This window comes from Halolactibacillus alkaliphilus (genome assembly GCF_900115465.1).
GTDB lineage: Bacteria > Bacillota > Bacilli > Bacillales > Amphibacillaceae > Halolactibacillus > Halolactibacillus alkaliphilus.
This window is the reverse complement of sequence record NZ_FOWN01000030.1, coordinates 1-18927: the sequence shown is the minus strand read 5'-3', so window position 1 is coordinate 18927 and position 18927 is coordinate 1. Positions and strand designations below refer to the sequence as shown.

Sequence of the window (18927 nt, the reverse complement as noted above, 5' to 3'; positions counted from 1 at the left end):
ACATACAATCTTAGGAGGGTTTTAAACATGGTCACAAAAGCAGAAAAGAAAAACACAGAAGTAACTGAGCCAACTGTTGCTGAAGCAATTGATAAATTAGCAGCAAACGGACAAAAAGCATTAAAAGAAATGAAGAAGTTAGACCAAGATCAAATCAACCACATTATTAAGGAAATGGCACTTGCTGGATTAAATAAGCATATGTATCTAGCAAAGTTAGCGGTTGAAGAAACAGGTCGCGGTGTTTATGAAGATAAAATCATCAAAAACATCTTTGCTACTGAGTATGTGTACCACAACATTAAGTACGATCGCACAATCGGTGTGATTGATGAAAACGAACATGAGGGTATTGTGAATATTGCAGAACCGATTGGTGTGGTTGCTGGTGTTACGCCTGTAACAAATCCAACGTCAACAACAATGTTTAAATCTTTAATCTCAATTAAAACGGGTAACCCAATCATCTTCGCGTTCCACCCTTCAGCACAAAAATGTAGCTCTGAAGCAGCGCGTATTGTATATGAAGCAGCTGTAAAAGCTGGTGCACCAGAACACTGTATCCAATGGATTGAAAAACCATCAATCGAAGGTACTCAAGCTTTAATGAAGCACCCTGGTGTTGCGACGATCTTAGCAACTGGTGGTCCTGGAATGGTTAAGTCAGCTTATAGCTCTGGTAAGCCAGCTCTTGGTGTAGGTGCAGGTAACGTACCTTGCTACATGGAAAAATCAGCTGATGTAAAACGTGCAGTAAACGACCTTATTTTGTCTAAGACATTTGATAATGGTATGATTTGTGCATCTGAACAAGCTGTGATTGTTGATAAAGAAATTTATGATGAAGTAAAACAAGAAATGATTGATAACAAAGTTCACTTCTTAACGCCAGCTGAAAAAGCAAAAGTTGAAAAACTTGTTATTAATGAAGAAACATGTTCAGTGAATCCGAAAATTGTTGGTATGAAACCAGTGAAAATTGCTGAAATGGCGGGTGTGAAAGTACCTGAGGATACTAAAATCTTAGTAGCTGAATTAACAGGTGTTGGACCGGATCATCCTCTATCTCGTGAGAAATTAAGTCCAGTTCTTGCTGCTTACAAAGTGAATAGTGCAGAAGAAGGTATTGATCGTGCAGAAGAAATGCTTGAGTTTGGTGGTTTAGGTCACTCGGCTGTTATCCATTCAAATGACCAAGATGTTATTGATGCATTTGGTGCGCGTATGAAAGCTGGACGTATCATTGTTAATGCACCGTCTTCACAAGGGGCAATTGGTGACATTTACAATGCATACATTCCATCACTTACACTTGGTTGTGGTTCTTATGGTGGAAACTCAGTATCTACAAACGTGGGGGCAGCTAACTTGATTAACGTGAAGAAAATGGCACGCAGAAACAACAACATGCAATGGTTCAAAGTACCACCAAAAGTATACTTTGAGAAAAACTCTGTACAATATTTAGCGAAAATGCCTAAGATTTCAAAAGCATTTATCGTAACAGATCCAATGATGGTGAAGCTTGGTTATGTTGATAAAGTATTATATCACTTGCGTAAGCGCTCAGACTATGTTCACTGTGAAATCTTCTCTGACGTAGAACCAGATCCATCAAAAGAAACAGTTATGCGTGGAGCAGAAGCTATGAACGCATTCGAGCCAGATGTCATCATCGCACTTGGTGGTGGTTCAGCGATGGATGCTGCCAAAGGTATGTGGTTATTCCATGAACATCCATCAACCGACTTTAGCGGTATTAAGCAAAAATTCTTAGATATCCGTAAGCGTGTATACAAATTCCCTGAATTAGGACACAAAGCGAAATTTGTCGCAATTCCTACAACTTCAGGTACTGGTTCTGAGGTAACGTCATTCACAGTTATCACGGATAAAGAAAACAATATTAAATATCCATTAGCTGATTACGAGTTAACACCAGATGTAGCGATTATTGACCCGCAATTCGTTATGACTGTACCACCTGTGGTAACGGCTGATACGGGTATGGACGTATTGACTCACGCGATTGAAGCTTATGTTTCTGTTATGGCTAATGACTATACAGATGGTCTAGCATTACATGCGATTAAGTTAGTCTTTGACTATCTACCGCTTGCGTATAAAGATGGTGCCAATGAATTAGCACGCGAAAAAATGCACAATGCATCAACACTTGCAGGTATGGCGTTTGCGAATGCATTCTTAGGTATAAACCACAGTTTAGCGCATAAATTAGGTGCTGAATTTGGTATCGCTCACGGACGTGCGAACGCAATCCTTATGCCACACGTTATCCGTTATAACGCGCAAAAACCATCTAAATTTGTTTCATTCCCTAAATACGAGCACTTTATCGCTGATGAACGTTATGCAGCAATCGCAAGACACTTAGGACTAAAAGCAAGCACAACGGCTGAAGGTGTTGAAAGCTTAGTAAATGCAATCTTCGACTTAGCGAAAAAATTAAACATCCCGATGTCTATCCGTGAAAACGGCGTAGAAAAGAAAGACTTTGAAGCGAAAGTAGATTACTTAGCTGACAAAGCTTTCGAAGATCAATGTACAACAGCTAATCCGAAGTTACCACTTGTAACAGAACTTGCTGAAGTATACCGTAACGCCTTTAAAGGTTAATTCTAGATTCCCTTTTTAAATGTTTATATACCAAAAAGCCCCCTTGTCACTTGAAGTCGACAAGGGGGCTTTCCCTTTAAAAAACAATCAGGTTAAAGACTGGCTTTATAAATGGCGGTAGCATCGTCTCTCGTCAGTGACTTAAATACACCGAACGTTTCACTTAATTGCACCGTGCGATCAGCCATATCTTCAATAGAACTAGCATCAATGTCATAATCAGCTAAACGGTTTGGAGCGCCAATTGACGTCCAGAAGTCACGCAATGATTGAATTGTGCGTAAGGCGAAATCACGATCAGATTCTGTCCCCTGTTTTAAATCAAACACACGTGAACCAAGTTGTTTGAATCGATCAATATTAACGTCTAACACATGTTCCATCCAATGTGGGAATAAAATAGCCAATCCACCACCGTGAGGGATATCGTGAATAGCAGATACCGCATGTTCTAAATTATGCGTAGCCCAATCTCCGTGATAACCCATACTAACCATGCCATTAAGAGCCATGGTGCCGGCATAAAGAATTGTCTCGCGATGCTCATAACTTTCTAGGTCTTCAAGTAGTTTTGGTGCGGTTTCAATGACGGTTTTTAAGATACCCTCAACCATCCGGTCTTGAAGTGGGGTGGACTCATGATGGAAATAGTGCTCTAATGCATGAGACATAATATCAACTATGCCGTAAATAGTTTGATTCTTAGGTACTGTAAATGTATGCGTGGGATCAAGGATTGAAAATACCGGGTAGCTATAAGCGCTCCCCCATCCGACTTTTTCATTTGTTTGCCAGTTGGTAATAACAGACCCAGCATTCATTTCTGATCCTGTTGCAGCGAGTGTTAATATTGTTCCAAATGGTAAGGCAGCCTTTGCCTGCTTCTTTTTCGTAATGATGTCCCAAATGTCTGCATCGGATTTTGCGCCAACAGCAATAGCTTTTGTACAATCAATTGTACTTCCACCACCGACAGCTAAAATAAAGTCAATCCCATGTGCGTGAACCAGTTCGATCCCTGTGCGCACAGTTGTTAAACGAGGGTTAGGTTCAACACCTGATAACTCAACGACATGAGCGTCGATTGTATTTAGTTGTTCTAAAACTTTGTCGTAAAGTCCGTTTCTTTTAATACTCCCTCCGCCATAAACGAGTAAAATGTTCTTGCCTTTACCTTTTAATAAATCTGAGAGTGTAGTTAATGTATCTTTACCAAAAATTAACTTTGTTGGGTTATGATAGATAAAATCATTCATAAAAAAATCGCCTCCTTACCCTATATAATGCGCTGACTTAAAAAATAAGTAAAGTCATATGCAATATGGGAATGTTAGGTTATTCAAACAAAAATGTTAAATATGTTAATAAAGTCTTGTATTTGTAAGCGTTTTACTGTATTACAATAACTATATGAACTAAGTATAACAGATTGATACAGATTTGTTTTTCCAACACTTCCTTGTCGCTGTACTAGTAGTATGTAAATAGATAAACCTCGTCATATCAATGATTTTTGTTGTATCTAAGTATCTGTCTCAACTGAATCCTTTACTGTGATAAAATTTGAACAAATTATGAACATTAACTATAACAGTTCGAAAACATGGCTGTAATTCCTTTCTTTTTATGTGTTTACGGGTTATACTTAATATATAAATTAATTCATTCACAATTTTAAAGAATATATATACACTCAAGGAGGAAGCGTAAATGAAAACTGTAGAAGAAGTAACAAAGAATAGCGCTTGGAACGGATTTGTTGATGGTCGCTGGCAAAAAGAAATCGATGTACGTGATTTCATTATTAAAAACTTTACCCTTTATGAAGGAAATGAAGATTTCTTAGCAGAACCTACACAAGCAACAAAAGATCTATGGGATCAAGTAATGGAACTTACAAAGGAAGAACGCGAACGTGGTGGCGTTTATGACCTTGACACAAAGATTGTTTCAACAATCACATCTCATGATGCGGGTTATTTAAACAAAGACAAAGAAAAAGTTGTTGGTGTTCAAACAGACGTACCATTTAAACGTTCATTGCAACCATTCGGTGGTATTCGTATGGCGCAAGTTTCTGCTGAATCTTATGGTTACAAATTAGATCCGGAAGTAGAAAAGATTTTTACTGATTATCGTAAAACGCACAACCAAGGTGTATTTGACGCTTATACTCCAGAAATTCGCGCGGCGCGTCGTGCGGGTATCGTTACAGGTCTTCCAGATGCTTATGGTCGTGGACGTATTATCGGTGACTACCGTCGCGTAGCACTTTATGGTATTGATAAATTGATGGCAGCGAAAAAAGCTGATTATGATTTAATTGGTGGTAACGGCGTGATGAGCGAAGACGTTATTCGCGACCGCGAAGAGCACTCAGAACAATACCGTGCGCTAGCTGAATTAAAACAGTTAGGTAAAACGTATGGCTTTGATCTTTCGCGTCCGGCTGAGAATGCGCAAGAAGCTTTCCAGTGGTTATATCTTGGTTATCTAGCAGCAATTAAAGAACAAAATGGCGCGGCGATGAGTCTTGGTCGTACGTCAACGTTCTTAGATGTTTATATTGAACGTGACCTTCAAAATGGTGTGATGACAGAGGAAGAAGCTCAAGAATTAGTGGACCACTTTGTTATGAAGTTACGACTTGTAAAATTCGCCAGAACACCTGAATATAATGACTTATTCTCAGGAGACCCAACATGGGTAACTGAATCACTTGCTGGTATTGCTGAAGATGGTCGTCCACTTGTTACTAAGAACTCTTATCGATTCTTACACACGTTAGACAACTTAGGTCCAGCGCCAGAGCCAAACTTAACAGTCCTTTGGTCAGTTAAATTACCTGAAAGCTACAAAAAATATTGTGCCAATATGTCTATTAAAACAAGCTCAATCCAATATGAAAATGATGATTTAATGCGTCCACATTACGGAGATGACTATGGTATTGCTTGCTGTGTATCAGCTATGCGTATTGGTAAGCAGATGCAGTTCTTTGGCGCACGTGTTAACTTAGCTAAAGCACTACTTTACTCAATCAACGGTGGTGTTGATGAGAAATCTAAAGCGCAGGTTGCACCAGCATACGCACCAATTACTTCTGAGTACTTGGATTATGATGAAGTAATGGCGAAATATGACACAATGTTAGATTGGTTATCAGGTGTCTACGTTAATGCGTTAAATATCATTCACTATATGCATGATAAATATAGCTACGAGAGAATTGAAATGGCGCTTCATGATCGTGACGTATTCCGTACGATGGCATGTGGTATCGCAGGTCTTTCAGTAGTTGCTGACTCACTAAGTGCGATTAAATATGCAAAGGTTCGTACAATTCGTGATGAAGATGGTATAGCGGTTGATTATGAAATTGAAGGAAACTTCCCTAAATACGGTAACAATGATGACCGTGTAGATGATATTGCGGCAGACTTAGTGAAACGTTTTATGAACAAAGTAAAACAACATAAAACTTACCGTAATTCAACGCACACGCAATCACTTCTTACAATCACATCGAATGTTGTATATGGTAAGAAGACAGGTAATACACCAGACGGGCGTCGTGCTGGCGAACCATTTGCACCTGGTGCAAATCCGCTTCATGGACGTGACGAAAATGGTTCATTAGCATCACTTATGTCAGTTGCTAAAATGCCATATGAGTATGCGATGGATGGTATTTCAAATACCTTCTCGATTGTACCAAAAGCACTTGGTAAAGATGAAGAAACACAAAAAGCTAACTTAGCAGCAATGCTTGATGGTTATGCGAAGAAAAACGGTCACCACTTAAATGTTAACGTATTTGACCGTGAAACATTGCTTGATGCAATGGAGCATCCAGAAGAGTATCCACAATTGACCATTCGCGTGTCAGGTTATGCTGTTAACTTCATCAAGTTAACGAGAGAACAACAAATTGATGTTATTAACCGTACTTTCCACGAAAGCATGTAAGACGGTTCTAAATAAGGTATAATCGTATAGGAGGAGACTTGTCTCCTCCTATATCTTTTATTATCAGGGGGGATTCATATGAAAGGACGCATTCACTCAATTGAAACACTTGGTACAGTAGATGGCCCAGGTTTACGCTATATTATTTTCACCCAAGGTTGCCTATTGCGCTGCCAGTTTTGCCATAACCCAGATACATGGAAGATGTCTGGTGGTAAAGAAATGTCGGTGGAAGAACTTGTGAAAGATATTATTAAATATAAGGACTTCTTTGATTCGTCAGGTGGAGGTGTAACGGTCAGTGGTGGAGAGCCATTAATTCAGGCGGAATTTTTACTTGAATTATTTACTGAACTTAAGAAACATGATATTCATACATGTATCGATTCGTCAGGTGGGTGTTTTAGTCGTGCGCCGCACTTTATCGAAACCCTTGATAAATTAATGGACGTTACAGATTTGATTCTTTATGATTTAAAGCAAATTGATCCTGAAAAGCATAAAATTTTAACGGGTGTATCTAATGCTCACATTTTAGATATGGCACGTTATCTAGATGAAAAGAACGTGCCTATTTGGGTGCGTCATGTGCTTATCCCTGGTGGTAGTGATGATGATGTGCTACTCCAGCGCTTATCTGATTTTATTGCAACGCTTTCGAATGTTGAAAGAATCGATGTGTTGCCTTATCACAAATTAGGTGTATATAAATGGGAAACGCTCGGCTTAGATTATCCTCTTGAAGGTGTTGAGCCCCCTTCTGAAGAACGGGTCAAGAATGCAGAAGCCATCCTTAACCGAGAAAAAACTATTGCTTTGCCCCAATCGTAGTTGGTTGGCTTTTAGGTATTAAGTTATACGGATTTAGACCCTTTGAAGTTAGCTTTTAGAGCTAATTTTAAAGGGTTTTTATTTTCGAAAAAAATAACAGGCACAAAAACAAAAGTCGGGCATAGAATAACTAGCGTTATGGTGATACTGAAGAGAATAAATAAGCATACTAAAAACAAAAAAATTGATATAATATATTGTGGAGTAAAAAATGAGAATCTTAGATAAATCACTAATGTATGACAATGATCAAGGTTTATGAATAAAAGATAGATAGAAGACTTTATTAGGAAATAAGGAGGGAAATGCCATGGTTGATTTTTTTAGTGGGCTATCACCACTGACTCAAGCGTTAGTCGCAACAATGTTCACTTGGGGTATGACAGCGCTTGGGGCGGCGCTAGTTTTTACAACTAAAGGTGTGAATCAAAAATTTTTAGATGCGATGCTTGGATTTGCTGGTGGCGTGATGATTGCTGCGAGTTATTGGTCGCTACTTGCTCCGGCTATTGAAATGGCTGAAGAAGGCAAGTGGCCGGCGTGGCTGCCTGCTGCTGTTGGTTTTATGTTAGGTGGCATATTCTTGTGGGGAATTGATAAAGTTATTCCGCACGTTCACCCCAATGCTCAAATTGAGACAGCAGAAGGTATTCATCCGGATCGTCGGCGTCGAAGTACGTTGCTTGTGCTCGCTATTACGCTTCACAATATTCCTGAGGGATTAGCTGTAGGGGTTGCTTTTGGGGCAGTTGCTGCTGGATTTGAATCTGGTTCTTTAGCGGCGGCTGTATCTCTTGGTATTGGCATCGGTATTCAGAATTTTCCTGAAGGTACTGCTGTATCTATGCCACTAAGGCGAGAGGGGATGTCACGTCGCCGGAGTTTTATGTACGGCCAATTTTCTGGGATGGTTGAACCAATTGCGGCTGTTATAGGTGTGTTACTCGTGACGTGGATGGAACCTATTTTACCTCTTGCATTAAGTTTTGCGGCAGGTGCAATGATTTTTGTTGTGGCTGAGGAAGTTATTCCTGGGTCTCAAGAAAACGGAAATCGCGATCTGGCCTCTATGGCATTAATGGTCGGTTTTACCGTTATGATGATTTTAGACGTGGCGTTAGGGTGATGAGAATAAAAGCTCATGTTGAAACGTCTGGCCTCCTGATGTAGTGATAAAGTATTAAATAGCTTATTTTTTAATGTGTGGGGTTTGAAAATTCGATTAAAAAGGTAAACAAAATATGAAACTATTATAAAGGAGCGGATGTTTATGAGCGATGTATTATTCACATCTCACGCAACTGCAACAGGTGGCCGTGAGGGACATGTCAAGTCAAACGATGGTGTTATTGATCTGAATTTAGTCAATCCGGCAGGAGGAAGTAGTGAGAAGGGTTCTAATCCAGAGCAACTATTTGCCGCTGGATATGCTGCTTGTTACGATGGTGCACTGAATTTGATGGCTGAACGGCAAAAGAAAGAAATCGAATCAACATTAACGGCAGATGTTAGTTTGCTAAAAGATGCAAGTGATCATGGGTTTAAGATAGGTGTTGTCTTACATGTTGATATTAAAGGTGTGTCACAAGAAGATGCAGAACATTTAGCAGAACTTGCGCATAACTTCTGTCCGTATTCAAAAGCAACAAGAGGCAATATTGATGTAGAACTAAAAGTAACTGCCAAATAGTTAGGCTAAAACAACAAGCGTTCTTCATGAGCGTTTGTTTTTTTAATGAAGAAAGGGTGTAAGTAAGTTTTTAGCCTAATGATGGTTTAAGTTCGGATTTAATCTAGTGTGTGTATTTAAAGACAAGGTAAGCATATTTTTTGTTCCAGTAATAAGAAAATGAAAAATGTCACATAATTGACCTTGTATCGTCATCTGTTCTTTTGTATAGTTAGGGGTGGAGCAATAAGTGCACCTGTTTCTAGTAGCTGAAAAACGGGTAAGGATTCACATAAGAGTAGTATATTGATTACGACTATAGGGGGAATTACCAATGGCAACAGAAAAGATATTAATGATCGGTGCTGGACGGATGGCGCAGGCGATTATCAATGGTTTGATGCAAGCGGATTTTAATCACATTCTAGTGGGGAATAATGGGAATGCACAACGCTTAGAAGAAGTTGAGTCGCGCTTTGGTGTAAGAACGACGAATCAATGGCAGAACCATGTGTCGGACCAAGATATTATTATTTTAGCTGTACCACCTGAAGCGCATGAAGAGGTGTTAACAGCACTTGGTGAAGTGATTGATGGTCAACTAGTACTCACTGTGGCAGCGGGAATTGATGTAACGTATTTAGAATCGCGTTTACCAGAAGGGACACCGGTTAGCTGGTTAATGCCAAACACAGCGGCTGCAAAAGGTGAGTCTATGACGTTATTCACCTTAGGTAAATATGTTACAGATGAGCATGAGTACTATATAGAAAAAATCCTTTTTAGTATTGGTCAATTTAAAAAGTTAACAGAAGAACAAGTGCATCGCATCACACCGATTACGGGTAGTGGGCCAGCGTTTGTGTACCGCTTAGCGGACGTTTTAATTAAGGAAGTTCAAAAGGCTGGGGTAACGGAAGTTGTTGCAAAACAGCTCATTGCTCAAATGGTTAAAGGATCATCAGTTATGTTGACTTCTGACTTGAAGTGTCCTCAAGACTTGATGGACGAAGTGGCAACGCCTGGCGGCGTCACTGAAAAAGGATTACAAGTATTTGATGACCATCATTTTGACGATATGATAAAAGAAGCTATTCGTAAATGTGTTGATCATGCAACGAGGGATGAATAATAACTTGACAGTGATAATCATTATCACTATGATAATGATGAGGTGAATATATATGAAAATTGCAGTAGCATACGCAAGTATGACAGGAAATACAGAATGTATCGCTGATGAAGTGAAGCGTTATTTAGAAGAGCAGGGTATTGAGTATGCCTCATTCCATATCGGTAGTGACGATTTCTATGCGCTTGACTTAGTGGATTACGATGGTATCTTTTTTGGCTCATACACTTATGGTGATGGCGACTTGCCGTTTGAGTTAATGGACTTTTATGATGAGGTCGAAGATGAAGATTTAACGGGTAGAGTCATTGGGTTGTTTGGCTCATGTGATTCGTTTTATCCGCTTTACGGCGTGGCGTTAGATCAATTTAAAGAACGTTTTGAGTCTGCTGGTGCAACGGTTGTTGGAGAGCTTGTAAAAGTAGACCTAGACCCTGATGAAGACGATTATAAGCGGACGCGACATATGGTTGATGATGTATTGGCAGCTTTAAAAGGTTAAACCCATACGCTGATAGCGAAATGACCCTGGAGATGGATGTTTTAAAAATCTGTATCCAGGGTTTTTTGTATAAGTTTTTGGAGGTAAGTTGCTTTTGTGCTATGGCCTAAAGCTTTAAGTGAAGACAACACTCCTGTTGTTCTAAGTTAGTTAAAACATGGATTTTATTTGTTAATACGCGTATAATAAGAGAAAACATATAAATGAGGGTTTAAGATGGTAAAAGAATTAATGTCGTGGCTAAAAGCCATAGTGCTTGCTTTAATCATTGTACTGGTTGTAAGAGAGTTTGTCATGACTCCATCTGTCGTTAAAGGTACATCGATGGAACCGACCTTACATGATGGGGACCGAATTATTATCAGTAAATTAGGTAAATTAGAACGGTTTGATCAAATCGCTTTTATCGCACCAGATTCCATTGCAGAAGAGAACTACGTCAAGCGCATTATTGGCTTGCCTGGTGATTATTTAGAAATAAAAGACGATGAACTTTTTGTGAATGGGGTAAGCTATCCGGAAGTTTATTTGGCGGACGTGCTAAATGAATTAGAAGCGTATCGATACACAGATGATTTTAGCTTGAATGATTTAGGATTAACAGAAGTACCAGCAGGTATGTATTTTGTTTTAGGAGATAATCGCCCGGATAGTAGGGATAGCCGTTATTTTGGTGTGATTGAAGAAGAAAGTATCATTGGTGAAATTGTCTTTCGAATTTGGCCGCCAGAAGGTATAGGGCTATTAAATTAACTTGACAAAAAGAAAGATATTTACTATGTTTGATTTAACAATATTATATGAAAATCCGCTAGGGGCGCACAGGCTGTGCTGAGATAAAGTGTTTCACTTTGGTCCCTTTGAACCTGATTTGGTTAGTACCAACGTAGGGAAGTGGAACTCTTGTGACAGAAAACGTCTACGCGTTATTTCTTGTTTTCATACTACTCACAACCGTTCCTCAACCTATGAGGGGCGGTTTTTTTCGATTAGGAGGAGTGACAAAGATGAAACGCGTAAAGACAGCTTTGACTATTGCAGGAACCGATCCGACAGGTGGTGCAGGGATTCAAGCGGACTTAAAGACATTTGAAGAAAGAAATGTATACGGGATGAGTGTTGTTACATCTGTTGTGGCGCAAAACACATGTGGTGTAGATGCAGTTGCTCATCAGTCGGTGGAAATGATTGATAAACAACTCGACTGTGTTTTTCGGGATATTATGCCAGATGCAGTGAAGACAGGCATGATTGCAACGCGTGACATGATGGTGTTAGTTGATGAGTATCTTTCCCGTTTTCCAGACTTACCTTATGTACTTGATCCGGTGATGGTGGCGACAAGTGGCGATGTATTGATGGAAGAAAAAAGTCGAGAAGTTATTCGGGATATATTGATACCAAAGGCGACCGTTGTTACGCCTAATCTAAAAGAAGCGGGACTAATTCTTGAGCGCCCTATTGAAACGATTGAAGATATGACGGATGCTGCAAAAATATTTGTTCATGCGTTAGGTGCAAAATCAGCAGTTGTTAAAGGTGGACATTTGACGTTAGACGCAACGGATGTTTTTTACGATGGTCATAAAGTGTATTATTATACTAAACCGAGAATTGATACTAAACATACACATGGCACAGGGTGTACTTACAGTGCGGTGATAGCGGCTGAACTTGCTAAAGGCTCACCGATGACTGAAGCAGTCCAACATGCAAAAAACTTTATTCATGAGGCTATTTACTATGGTCTTAATCTTGGTAAAGGGAATGGTCCGACAAATCACTTTGCTTATCGTTTGAAAGGTGTGCCCGATAACTTTATAGATCAGCCTTTATCTGGAGGAGATGAGTGATGGAGTTTATCGAGAAAGTAAGAGAGCGAGCACCGCTGATTCATAATATAACAAATCAGGTAGTTATGAATATAACAGCAAACGGTTTATATGCTTTAGGTGCATCGCCCATTATGGCGCATGAAAAAGGTGAAATGATAGATATTGTAAACATAGCTGATGCCCTTGTTTTAAATATTGGCACGCTCACCACGGCTGTTTTAGAGTCCATGCTGATTGCGGGAAAAGCGGCTAACAAAAAAGGTATCCCGGTCGTCTTAGATCCAGTCGGTGTAGGGGCATCTAAATTTAGAATGAGAGCTGTTAAGTGCCTATTAAAAACGTTGGATATCGCGCTTGTGAGAGGGAATGGTGCGGAAATCTTTACTCTTGCTACATTAGAGCAGTCAGGAAAGGGTGTCGAAGGTAATTTAGAACAAGCGCCACGCGAGATTGCTAAAAGGTTTTATGAACGCTATCAAGTAACAGTTGTCGTCACAGGCACGGAAGATATCGTATATGGTGAAACAGGTGTGTATCTTTTAAAAAACGGAACCGAGCTACTCACGAAAGTAACAGGGACGGGTTGTTTACTTACGTCGGTTATCGCGAGTGTTTTAGCAGTAGTTGATAATCAGTCTTATGTAGAAGCTGCGGCGGAAGCGGTAAGTTATTATGCGATTGCTAGTGAAATGGCGCGAAAAGCTACTGATTTACCAGGGACGTTTCAAGTAGTGTTTATAGATAAGTTAATGTCATTAACGCGTGAGGAATGGGACGATATGAGGAATTTTGAGGTGATAACGCTATGTTTAGGAGAGAATGGTTAAAGTTGTATTTTATTTTCGGGCAAGCATACCAAGAAAAAGCGGCATTGCCCATCATTGAAGAGGCGCTAAGAAGCGGGATAACGATGTTTCAGTTACGTGAGAAGGGGCCTTATGCGCTCTCGGGTTCTAAGTTGATCGATTTTGGAAAAAAAGTAAGAGGTTTGTGTGCAGCGTATGGCGTTCCGTTTGTAGTAAATGATGATATTGAGCTGGCTATAAAACTTAAGGCGGACGGTGTGCATATTGGTCAAGAAGATATGCATATAGGAGAAGCGAGAGAAATACTACCTCCTGAGATGTTTATTGGTGTTTCTGCGACGAATGTGACAGAAGCGAACCGAGCGTTAAAAGATGGGGCGGATTATATTGGTGTAGGTCCGATTTTTCAAACGTCAACAAAAGAGGACGCAAAAAAACCGATAGGTTTTACGGGGTTGAAAGATATTAAAGCAAGTATAGGTGATATGCCTGTTGTCGCGATTGGTGGTTTAGCTATTCCTGATGCACCAATTTTAAAAGAAATAGAAGTTGATGGAGTTGCTGTTATTTCACAAATAGGTTATCAAGATGATATAGAGCGTGCGGTTAAAGCGTTTCTTTTGGCATAATTTAAGCATCCAACAAATGGAGGGGTTTAACTTTAGTGATTAAAGGTTAAACAGCCTAGAGAAGGAAAAAAATAAGGAGGTAAAAGTGTGATGAAATTAATGAATGCACGTGTACTTCAAGTAGTTGACGAAGCGTTCGAAGATTTAGAATTATGGTACCCCGTACTACGCATGCGTGAAGCAGGTGCTACGGTAGATATCGCAGGTAAAGAAAGAGGAAAGATATACACGGGTAAGTACGGCGTCCCTTGTGAATCAACGCATGCTTTTGAAGAGATTAATCCGAATGATTATGATGTGCTTCTTGTGCCTGGGGGATGGGCGCCTGATAAATTAAGACGCTATGAAGAAGTCCTAAATATTGTGAAAGCAATGGATCAAGAGAAGAAGATTATCGCGCAAATTTGCCACGCGGGCTGGGTGTTGATTTCGGCGGATATCGTAAAAGGTGTTACAATGACAAGTACACCAGCACTGATAGACGATTTAAAAAATGCAGGTGCTGTATGGATTGATGAGCCTGTAGTGAAATCAGGTCATATCGTCTCTAGTCGTCGACCTGGTGATTTACCACAGTATATGGAAACCATTATTGAAGCGGTAGTAAAAGACTTAGAATAATTGAAATGATCAATGAGCACATCGCTTGTTGGTCATTTTTTTCTTTCGTACTTTTTTGCAAATATTTACATTCACTATAAATGCAGAGTGAGGAACGATGGTATATAAAAAAGGAGGCTACACCAATCGGTGTAGCCAACAAGGGGGATTAGTGTACATCGTATAGATGTCAACTTAGGTAGCTTTTGACTCTGTGAGCTGATTCAGTCGGTCAGCGAGTTCAAAAGCACCACTCGGTTGAATCGCTTCTTTACTCGAGAAGGTATCATTAAAATTATACGCGCTAGAGCCGTGTTCAGAGATATCAAGTCCAATAAGCTCTTCCTCTTCTGATACGCGAATAGATGTAAAACGTGTGATAACGAAAGTAACAGCACCAACTGAAATCATCGTCCACGCGATTACTGCTAAAACGCCTAGACCTTGAATTAAGAATTGACTTAATCCGTGGCCGTAAAATAAGCCGGATTCAACCGAGAACAAACCAACCGCTAATGTACCCCAAATCCCAGAGAGACCGTGAACGGTTGTTGCGCCAACAGGGTCATCAATCTTTAACACTCGGTCAATGAAAGTGATACCCTCTACTAGAATAACACCAGAAACTAAACCAATAGCGATCGCGCCTGGAATAGAAACTTCAGCTGTACCAGCTGTGACTCCCACTAAGCCGGCAAGCACCCCGTTAAGAGCGAGTGATACGTCTATTTGTTTGAAACGTAGCTGAGAATATAATACTGTTGACAATAAACCACCAGCGCTAGCCATTAATGTGGTTGCGATAACCATTGGAACGAGTGTTGGATCTGCTTCAAGCGTAGATCCTCCATTAAATCCAAACCAACCTAACCATAAAATGAAAACCCCTAAAGCGCCCATTGGAATATTGTGACCTGGAATGACGTTTATTTTACCTTTTGTGTACTTTCCTAAACGTGGTCCTAGGAATAAGACGACGGTCAGTGCGCCGGCAGCGCCTGTTAGGTGGACAACGGTTGATCCTGCGAAATCAGAGAAGCCTAATTCAGCTAACCAACCATCAGCCCAAATCCAGTGGCCGATAACTGGATAGATAAAACTTGTCATAGCGATTGTAATAATCACGTAAACGCCGATTTTAATACGCTCAGCAACTGCGCCTGAGATAATGGTCGCACATGTTGCGACGAACATGGCTTGGAAAACGAAAAAGCCAATATCGTCTACGCCGTTTAATAGAAAACTGTTTGAACCGAAAAGACTATTGAATGAATCACCGAACATAAGTCCATAGCCGATCAGATAAAATACAATGGGTCCAATACTGATGGTTAAAAAGTTCTTAGTGATAATATTTAATGAGTTCTTTGCGCGAGTAAAACCTGATTCAACTAAAGCGAATCCTGCGTGCATGAAGAATACGAGAAAACTTCCAATCATGACCCATAGCATGTCGACTGTTTCAGTTGTCACCACGCCGGTATCGGCGTATAGTGGTGACGATAAAAATAAACTTATAAAAAGTAAAAGACCTAGTTTCTTTAACACATTGATCGTCTCCCTTTGGTTTTTATTTTTTTTTTTTTATTTTTTTTTTTTTTTTTTTTTTTTTTTTTTTTTTTTTTTTTTACAATACGGCTGGTTTTCCGCGTTCTTTTTTTTTGATTCGAATAGCATCTTCAACGTCGTAAATAAAGATCTTTCCATCACCGATTTGATCAGTATGGCAAATAGTGATGATGGTATCAATCACCTCATCCATGCGCTCCTTCGGTAAAATTAGTTCGATTTTAATTTTTGGTAATACTTTAATTTCGTAACTCGTCCCGCGGAACACGCCGGTCTGTCCTTTTTGTTTGCCGGTACCTGCAACCTCGGTGACGGTTAAACCTAAAAATCCGAGTGAGGCTAGTTCATCACGTAAGGCTTGAAACTTCTCTGGACGAATAATCGCTTCAATTTTTTTCATGGTCGATCTTGCTCCTCTCTGTGTTAACTTTTCTAACATGATAAGTTATGTTTATTATCTTACAGTAAATTTCAGAAAATTCAAGAGAATTTGAATGGTTTACTTAGAGTTATTTAACATTAAAACTATCTCTAAAATAGATGATATAGGATTTATTGATTTAAAAATAATATGTATAAAAATGATGGAAAAGTAGGTTATCTTTAGAAATTATCGAGTCGAGACGAAGAGAAACGAATCGCTACTAAAGACTTTCTTAAGGTTGTCTGTATGCTGCATGAAACGATAGTGTAAAATGAGTAAACTGTGTTAAAATATGCATGAGGTAAACATTTGAGAGGAGAAATACAATGCAGCCAAGACGTCTTGAAAAGATCTTGATTATTTTAGGTATGGCTATTTTTATTTTCTTCGGTGTGCAAGGTGCAAGCATGCTTATTGTGCACAATGATGAAGATAGAGCAACAGCACTTTATGAGTCGTATCAATCAGAGTTAGAAGAAAGTAATGAGGCTGGTTTTGAGTTACCAGAGTATCGCGTGTTTGTAGATAATTTGCAATCAGGTGGAATCATGATCTTGATTCTAAGTGTGACGACAGTAATAACAGGAGGGTTAAGTCTCTACTTTTTAAAGAAAGGCATTAAACCGAAAATGGTAGGGATTCTGTTACTAGTATCTGGTGGTCTTATTGCTATATTAGGCTTTGCACCAGCGATGCTTGGTAGTCTTCTTTATATGGTAAGTGGCGGTTTAATTCTTTTTAAGAAACCGAGAGAGCTCTCAGTATAGGTAAATAATGAAAGAAGGAATAACTATGTCAAAGAAAACTGTGGCCATTTTATTTGGTGGTAAATCAGCTGAACATGAAGTGTCACTTATGTCAGCGAAAAATGTCATTGAAGCAATTGATCGAGAGGCGTATGACGTTGTCTTAATAGGTGTGGATAAGTCAGGTGCTTGGCACTTATTAGATGAGTCTCATTATTTAAATAATCCAGATGATGCGAAAAACATTCAGCTGCATCTGTCAGGAGAAGCAGTTGCGGTGATACCAGGTCAAAGTGCAGCACAAATTATAAATACAAAGACCCAACAACCGATTAAACAAATTGATGTTGTCTTTCCTGTCATTCACGGTACATTAGGAGAGGACGGGAGTTTGCAAGGGCTTGTTCGTACGCTAAATCTACCGTTTGTTGGCGTGGATTTATTGGGTTCAGCAGTTAGTATGGATAAAGATTTTACGAAACGACTACTCAAAGAACAAGGTTTACAAGTTGCATCGGGTCGAGTTTATAAGTCGCATGAACAGTGTGCGATTTGCTTTGATGATATTAAAGCATCACTTGGCTTTCCTGTATTTATTAAGCCTGCCAATCAAGGATCCTCTGTTGGGGTAAGTAAGGCTACTGACAAGGATAGTTTTGAAAAAGCTATCAAAGAAGCGTTTTTATATGATGATAAAGTTTTAATTGAGGAAGCAGTGCGCGGAAGAGAGGTAGAGTGTGCCGTTTTAGGAAACGAAGATCCACAAGCCTCTGTTATTGGTGAGATTTTACCACAAACCGATTTTTACTCGTACGAGTCTAAGTACATAAATGAGTCTGGTGCGGTATTATCAGCACCTGCCGACTTAACGTCTGCACAAGTGGAGAAGATTCAAGAACAGGCTGTGTCAGTGTTTAAAGCATTAGATTGTGAAGGGATGGCAAGAGTCGACTTCTTCTTGAAAGAAGATGATACGCTTGTTATTAATGAGGTGAACACGATTCCTGGCTTTACTAAGATCAGTATGTACCCTCGCCTATGGATGTTATCAGGCCTTAGTTATCCAGCGTTGATTGATACATTGATTAAACTTGCTTTTGAGCGTCATCAGCGTAAAGGAAAATTGAGAAGTGCTAGACCTTAACGAGAAGTAAGAAGATACTCTTATGTAACATGGTGTCCCCCTTAATCAAGTGAATGTAGTTCTTGATTAAGGGGGTTTTTAATATATCGCCCACAACAATGATGTTTGGCTCTATACTAAATGTGGTGGTACCCCTTGATCTGACATGCCCTTAGCTTATATCAAAAAAACACACTTATACACCCTCATTTGTTAAACTATAATCGACGAAAAAAATAGAGAAATGAGGGGTATAAGTGCAAGACAAGTTTATCATAAAATTGTTAGGAATTGAAGATAAGCATGTGGAATTATGGGATGTGGATGAATCAAAGTCAAAGTTACAAGCATGGATAACAACGAAGGTAAAAACACAAAAATGTCCGAAGTGTAAAGCACGTACAAGAAAGGTTCATGCGTATTTCGACCAAACAGTCGAGTCTATTGGTGGTCTT

At 39.5% G+C, this 18927-nt stretch carries 17 protein-coding genes, 1 pseudogene and 1 riboswitch; of the genes and pseudogenes, 15 read left to right on the top strand and 3 right to left on the bottom strand.

All coding sequences use genetic code 11. From position 1 onward, the window contains the following. Positions 1 to 27: 27 nt before the first annotated feature. The gene (gene adhE / locus BM163_RS11010) at positions 28 to 2637 is read left to right on the top strand and encodes a bifunctional acetaldehyde-CoA/alcohol dehydrogenase (protein WP_089803100.1); all 2610 of its coding nucleotides are present in this window, start codon (positions 28 to 30) and stop codon (positions 2635 to 2637) included. 92 nt (positions 2638 to 2729) lie between these two features. On the opposite strand, the gene BM163_RS11005 is transcribed toward adhE, so the two are convergent. Further along, entirely contained in the window at positions 2730 to 3893 is a 1164-nt protein-coding gene (locus BM163_RS11005; RefSeq protein ID WP_089803098.1) for an iron-containing alcohol dehydrogenase, read from the bottom strand. A gap of 454 nt (positions 3894 to 4347) precedes the next feature. Here BM163_RS11005 and pflB point away from each other — a divergent pair, with 454 nt between their 5' ends. From pflB to BM163_RS10950, 11 genes are all read left to right on the top strand, one after another. Then, a complete protein-coding gene (gene pflB, locus BM163_RS11000; RefSeq protein ID WP_089803096.1) occupies positions 4348 to 6606 on the top strand; it encodes a formate C-acetyltransferase in 2259 nt (752 codons plus the stop codon). Between the two features lie 78 nt (positions 6607 to 6684). Then, positions 6685 to 7437 carry a pyruvate formate-lyase-activating protein gene (gene pflA / locus BM163_RS10995; protein ID WP_174787628.1) on the top strand — a complete coding sequence of 251 codons (753 nt, stop codon included), beginning with the start codon at positions 6685 to 6687 and terminating at the stop codon, positions 7435 to 7437. A 310-nt stretch (positions 7438 to 7747) separates the two neighbouring features. Continuing rightward, a complete protein-coding gene (locus BM163_RS10990; protein WP_089803092.1) occupies positions 7748 to 8563 on the top strand; it encodes a ZIP family metal transporter in 816 nt (271 codons plus the stop codon). 144 nt (positions 8564 to 8707) lie between these two features. Next, entirely contained in the window at positions 8708 to 9127 is a 420-nt protein-coding gene (locus BM163_RS10985; protein WP_089803090.1) for an organic hydroperoxide resistance protein, read from the top strand. Between the two features lie 313 nt (positions 9128 to 9440). Continuing rightward, on the top strand, positions 9441 to 10238 hold the full coding sequence (gene proC, locus BM163_RS10980; RefSeq protein WP_089803088.1) for a pyrroline-5-carboxylate reductase: 798 nt from the start codon (positions 9441 to 9443) through the stop codon (positions 10236 to 10238). A gap of 52 nt (positions 10239 to 10290) precedes the next feature. Further along, entirely contained in the window at positions 10291 to 10740 is a 450-nt protein-coding gene (locus tag BM163_RS10975; protein WP_089803086.1) for a flavodoxin domain-containing protein, read from the top strand. 216 nt (positions 10741 to 10956) lie between these two features. Beyond that, on the top strand, positions 10957 to 11493 hold the full coding sequence (gene lepB, locus BM163_RS10970; protein WP_089803084.1) for a signal peptidase I: 537 nt from the start codon (positions 10957 to 10959) through the stop codon (positions 11491 to 11493). A gap of 50 nt (positions 11494 to 11543) precedes the next feature. Continuing rightward, positions 11544 to 11650, top strand: a riboswitch (TPP riboswitch). A 97-nt stretch (positions 11651 to 11747) separates the two neighbouring features. After that, positions 11748 to 12593 carry a bifunctional hydroxymethylpyrimidine kinase/phosphomethylpyrimidine kinase gene (gene thiD, locus BM163_RS10965; RefSeq protein WP_089803082.1) on the top strand — a complete coding sequence of 282 codons (846 nt, stop codon included), beginning with the start codon at positions 11748 to 11750 and terminating at the stop codon, positions 12591 to 12593. Beyond that, a complete protein-coding gene (thiM, locus tag BM163_RS10960) occupies positions 12593 to 13402 on the top strand; it encodes a hydroxyethylthiazole kinase (RefSeq protein ID WP_089803080.1) in 810 nt (269 codons plus the stop codon). Before thiD ends, thiM begins: the two co-directional genes overlap by 1 nt. After that, entirely contained in the window at positions 13381 to 14010 is a 630-nt protein-coding gene (thiE, locus tag BM163_RS10955) for a thiamine phosphate synthase (protein WP_089803078.1), read from the top strand. Before thiM ends, thiE begins: the two co-directional genes overlap by 22 nt. 90 nt (positions 14011 to 14100) lie before the next feature. Further along, complete coding sequence (locus BM163_RS10950; RefSeq protein WP_089803076.1) at positions 14101 to 14631, top strand: type 1 glutamine amidotransferase domain-containing protein; 531 nt, start codon at positions 14101 to 14103, stop codon at positions 14629 to 14631. A gap of 174 nt (positions 14632 to 14805) precedes the next feature. Here BM163_RS10950 and BM163_RS10945 read toward each other — a convergent pair whose 3' ends face one another. Together BM163_RS10945 and BM163_RS10940 are read right to left on the bottom strand one after the other, a co-directional pair. Continuing rightward, positions 14806 to 16158 carry an ammonium transporter gene (locus BM163_RS10945; protein WP_174787627.1) on the bottom strand — a complete coding sequence of 451 codons (1353 nt, stop codon included), beginning with the start codon at positions 16156 to 16158 and terminating at the stop codon, positions 14806 to 14808. A gap of 79 nt (positions 16159 to 16237) precedes the next feature. After that, positions 16238 to 16579 carry a P-II family nitrogen regulator gene (locus BM163_RS10940; RefSeq protein ID WP_089803074.1) on the bottom strand — a complete coding sequence of 114 codons (342 nt, stop codon included), beginning with the start codon at positions 16577 to 16579 and terminating at the stop codon, positions 16238 to 16240. Between the two features lie 350 nt (positions 16580 to 16929). Here BM163_RS10940 and BM163_RS10935 point away from each other — a divergent pair, with 350 nt between their 5' ends. The 3 genes and pseudogenes from BM163_RS10935 to BM163_RS10925 form a co-directional block, all read left to right on the top strand. Next, positions 16930 to 17370 carry a DUF4064 domain-containing protein gene (locus tag BM163_RS10935; RefSeq protein ID WP_089803073.1) on the top strand — a complete coding sequence of 147 codons (441 nt, stop codon included), beginning with the start codon at positions 16930 to 16932 and terminating at the stop codon, positions 17368 to 17370. Between the two features lie 25 nt (positions 17371 to 17395). Further along, positions 17396 to 18493, top strand: coding sequence for a D-alanine--D-alanine ligase (gene ddlA / locus BM163_RS10930; RefSeq protein WP_089803071.1), 1098 nt, complete (start codon positions 17396 to 17398; stop codon positions 18491 to 18493). Positions 18494 to 18729: 236 nt separating this feature from the next. Beyond that, positions 18730 to 18927: pseudogene (locus BM163_RS10925) on the top strand (ISL3 family transposase); the annotation flags it as partial.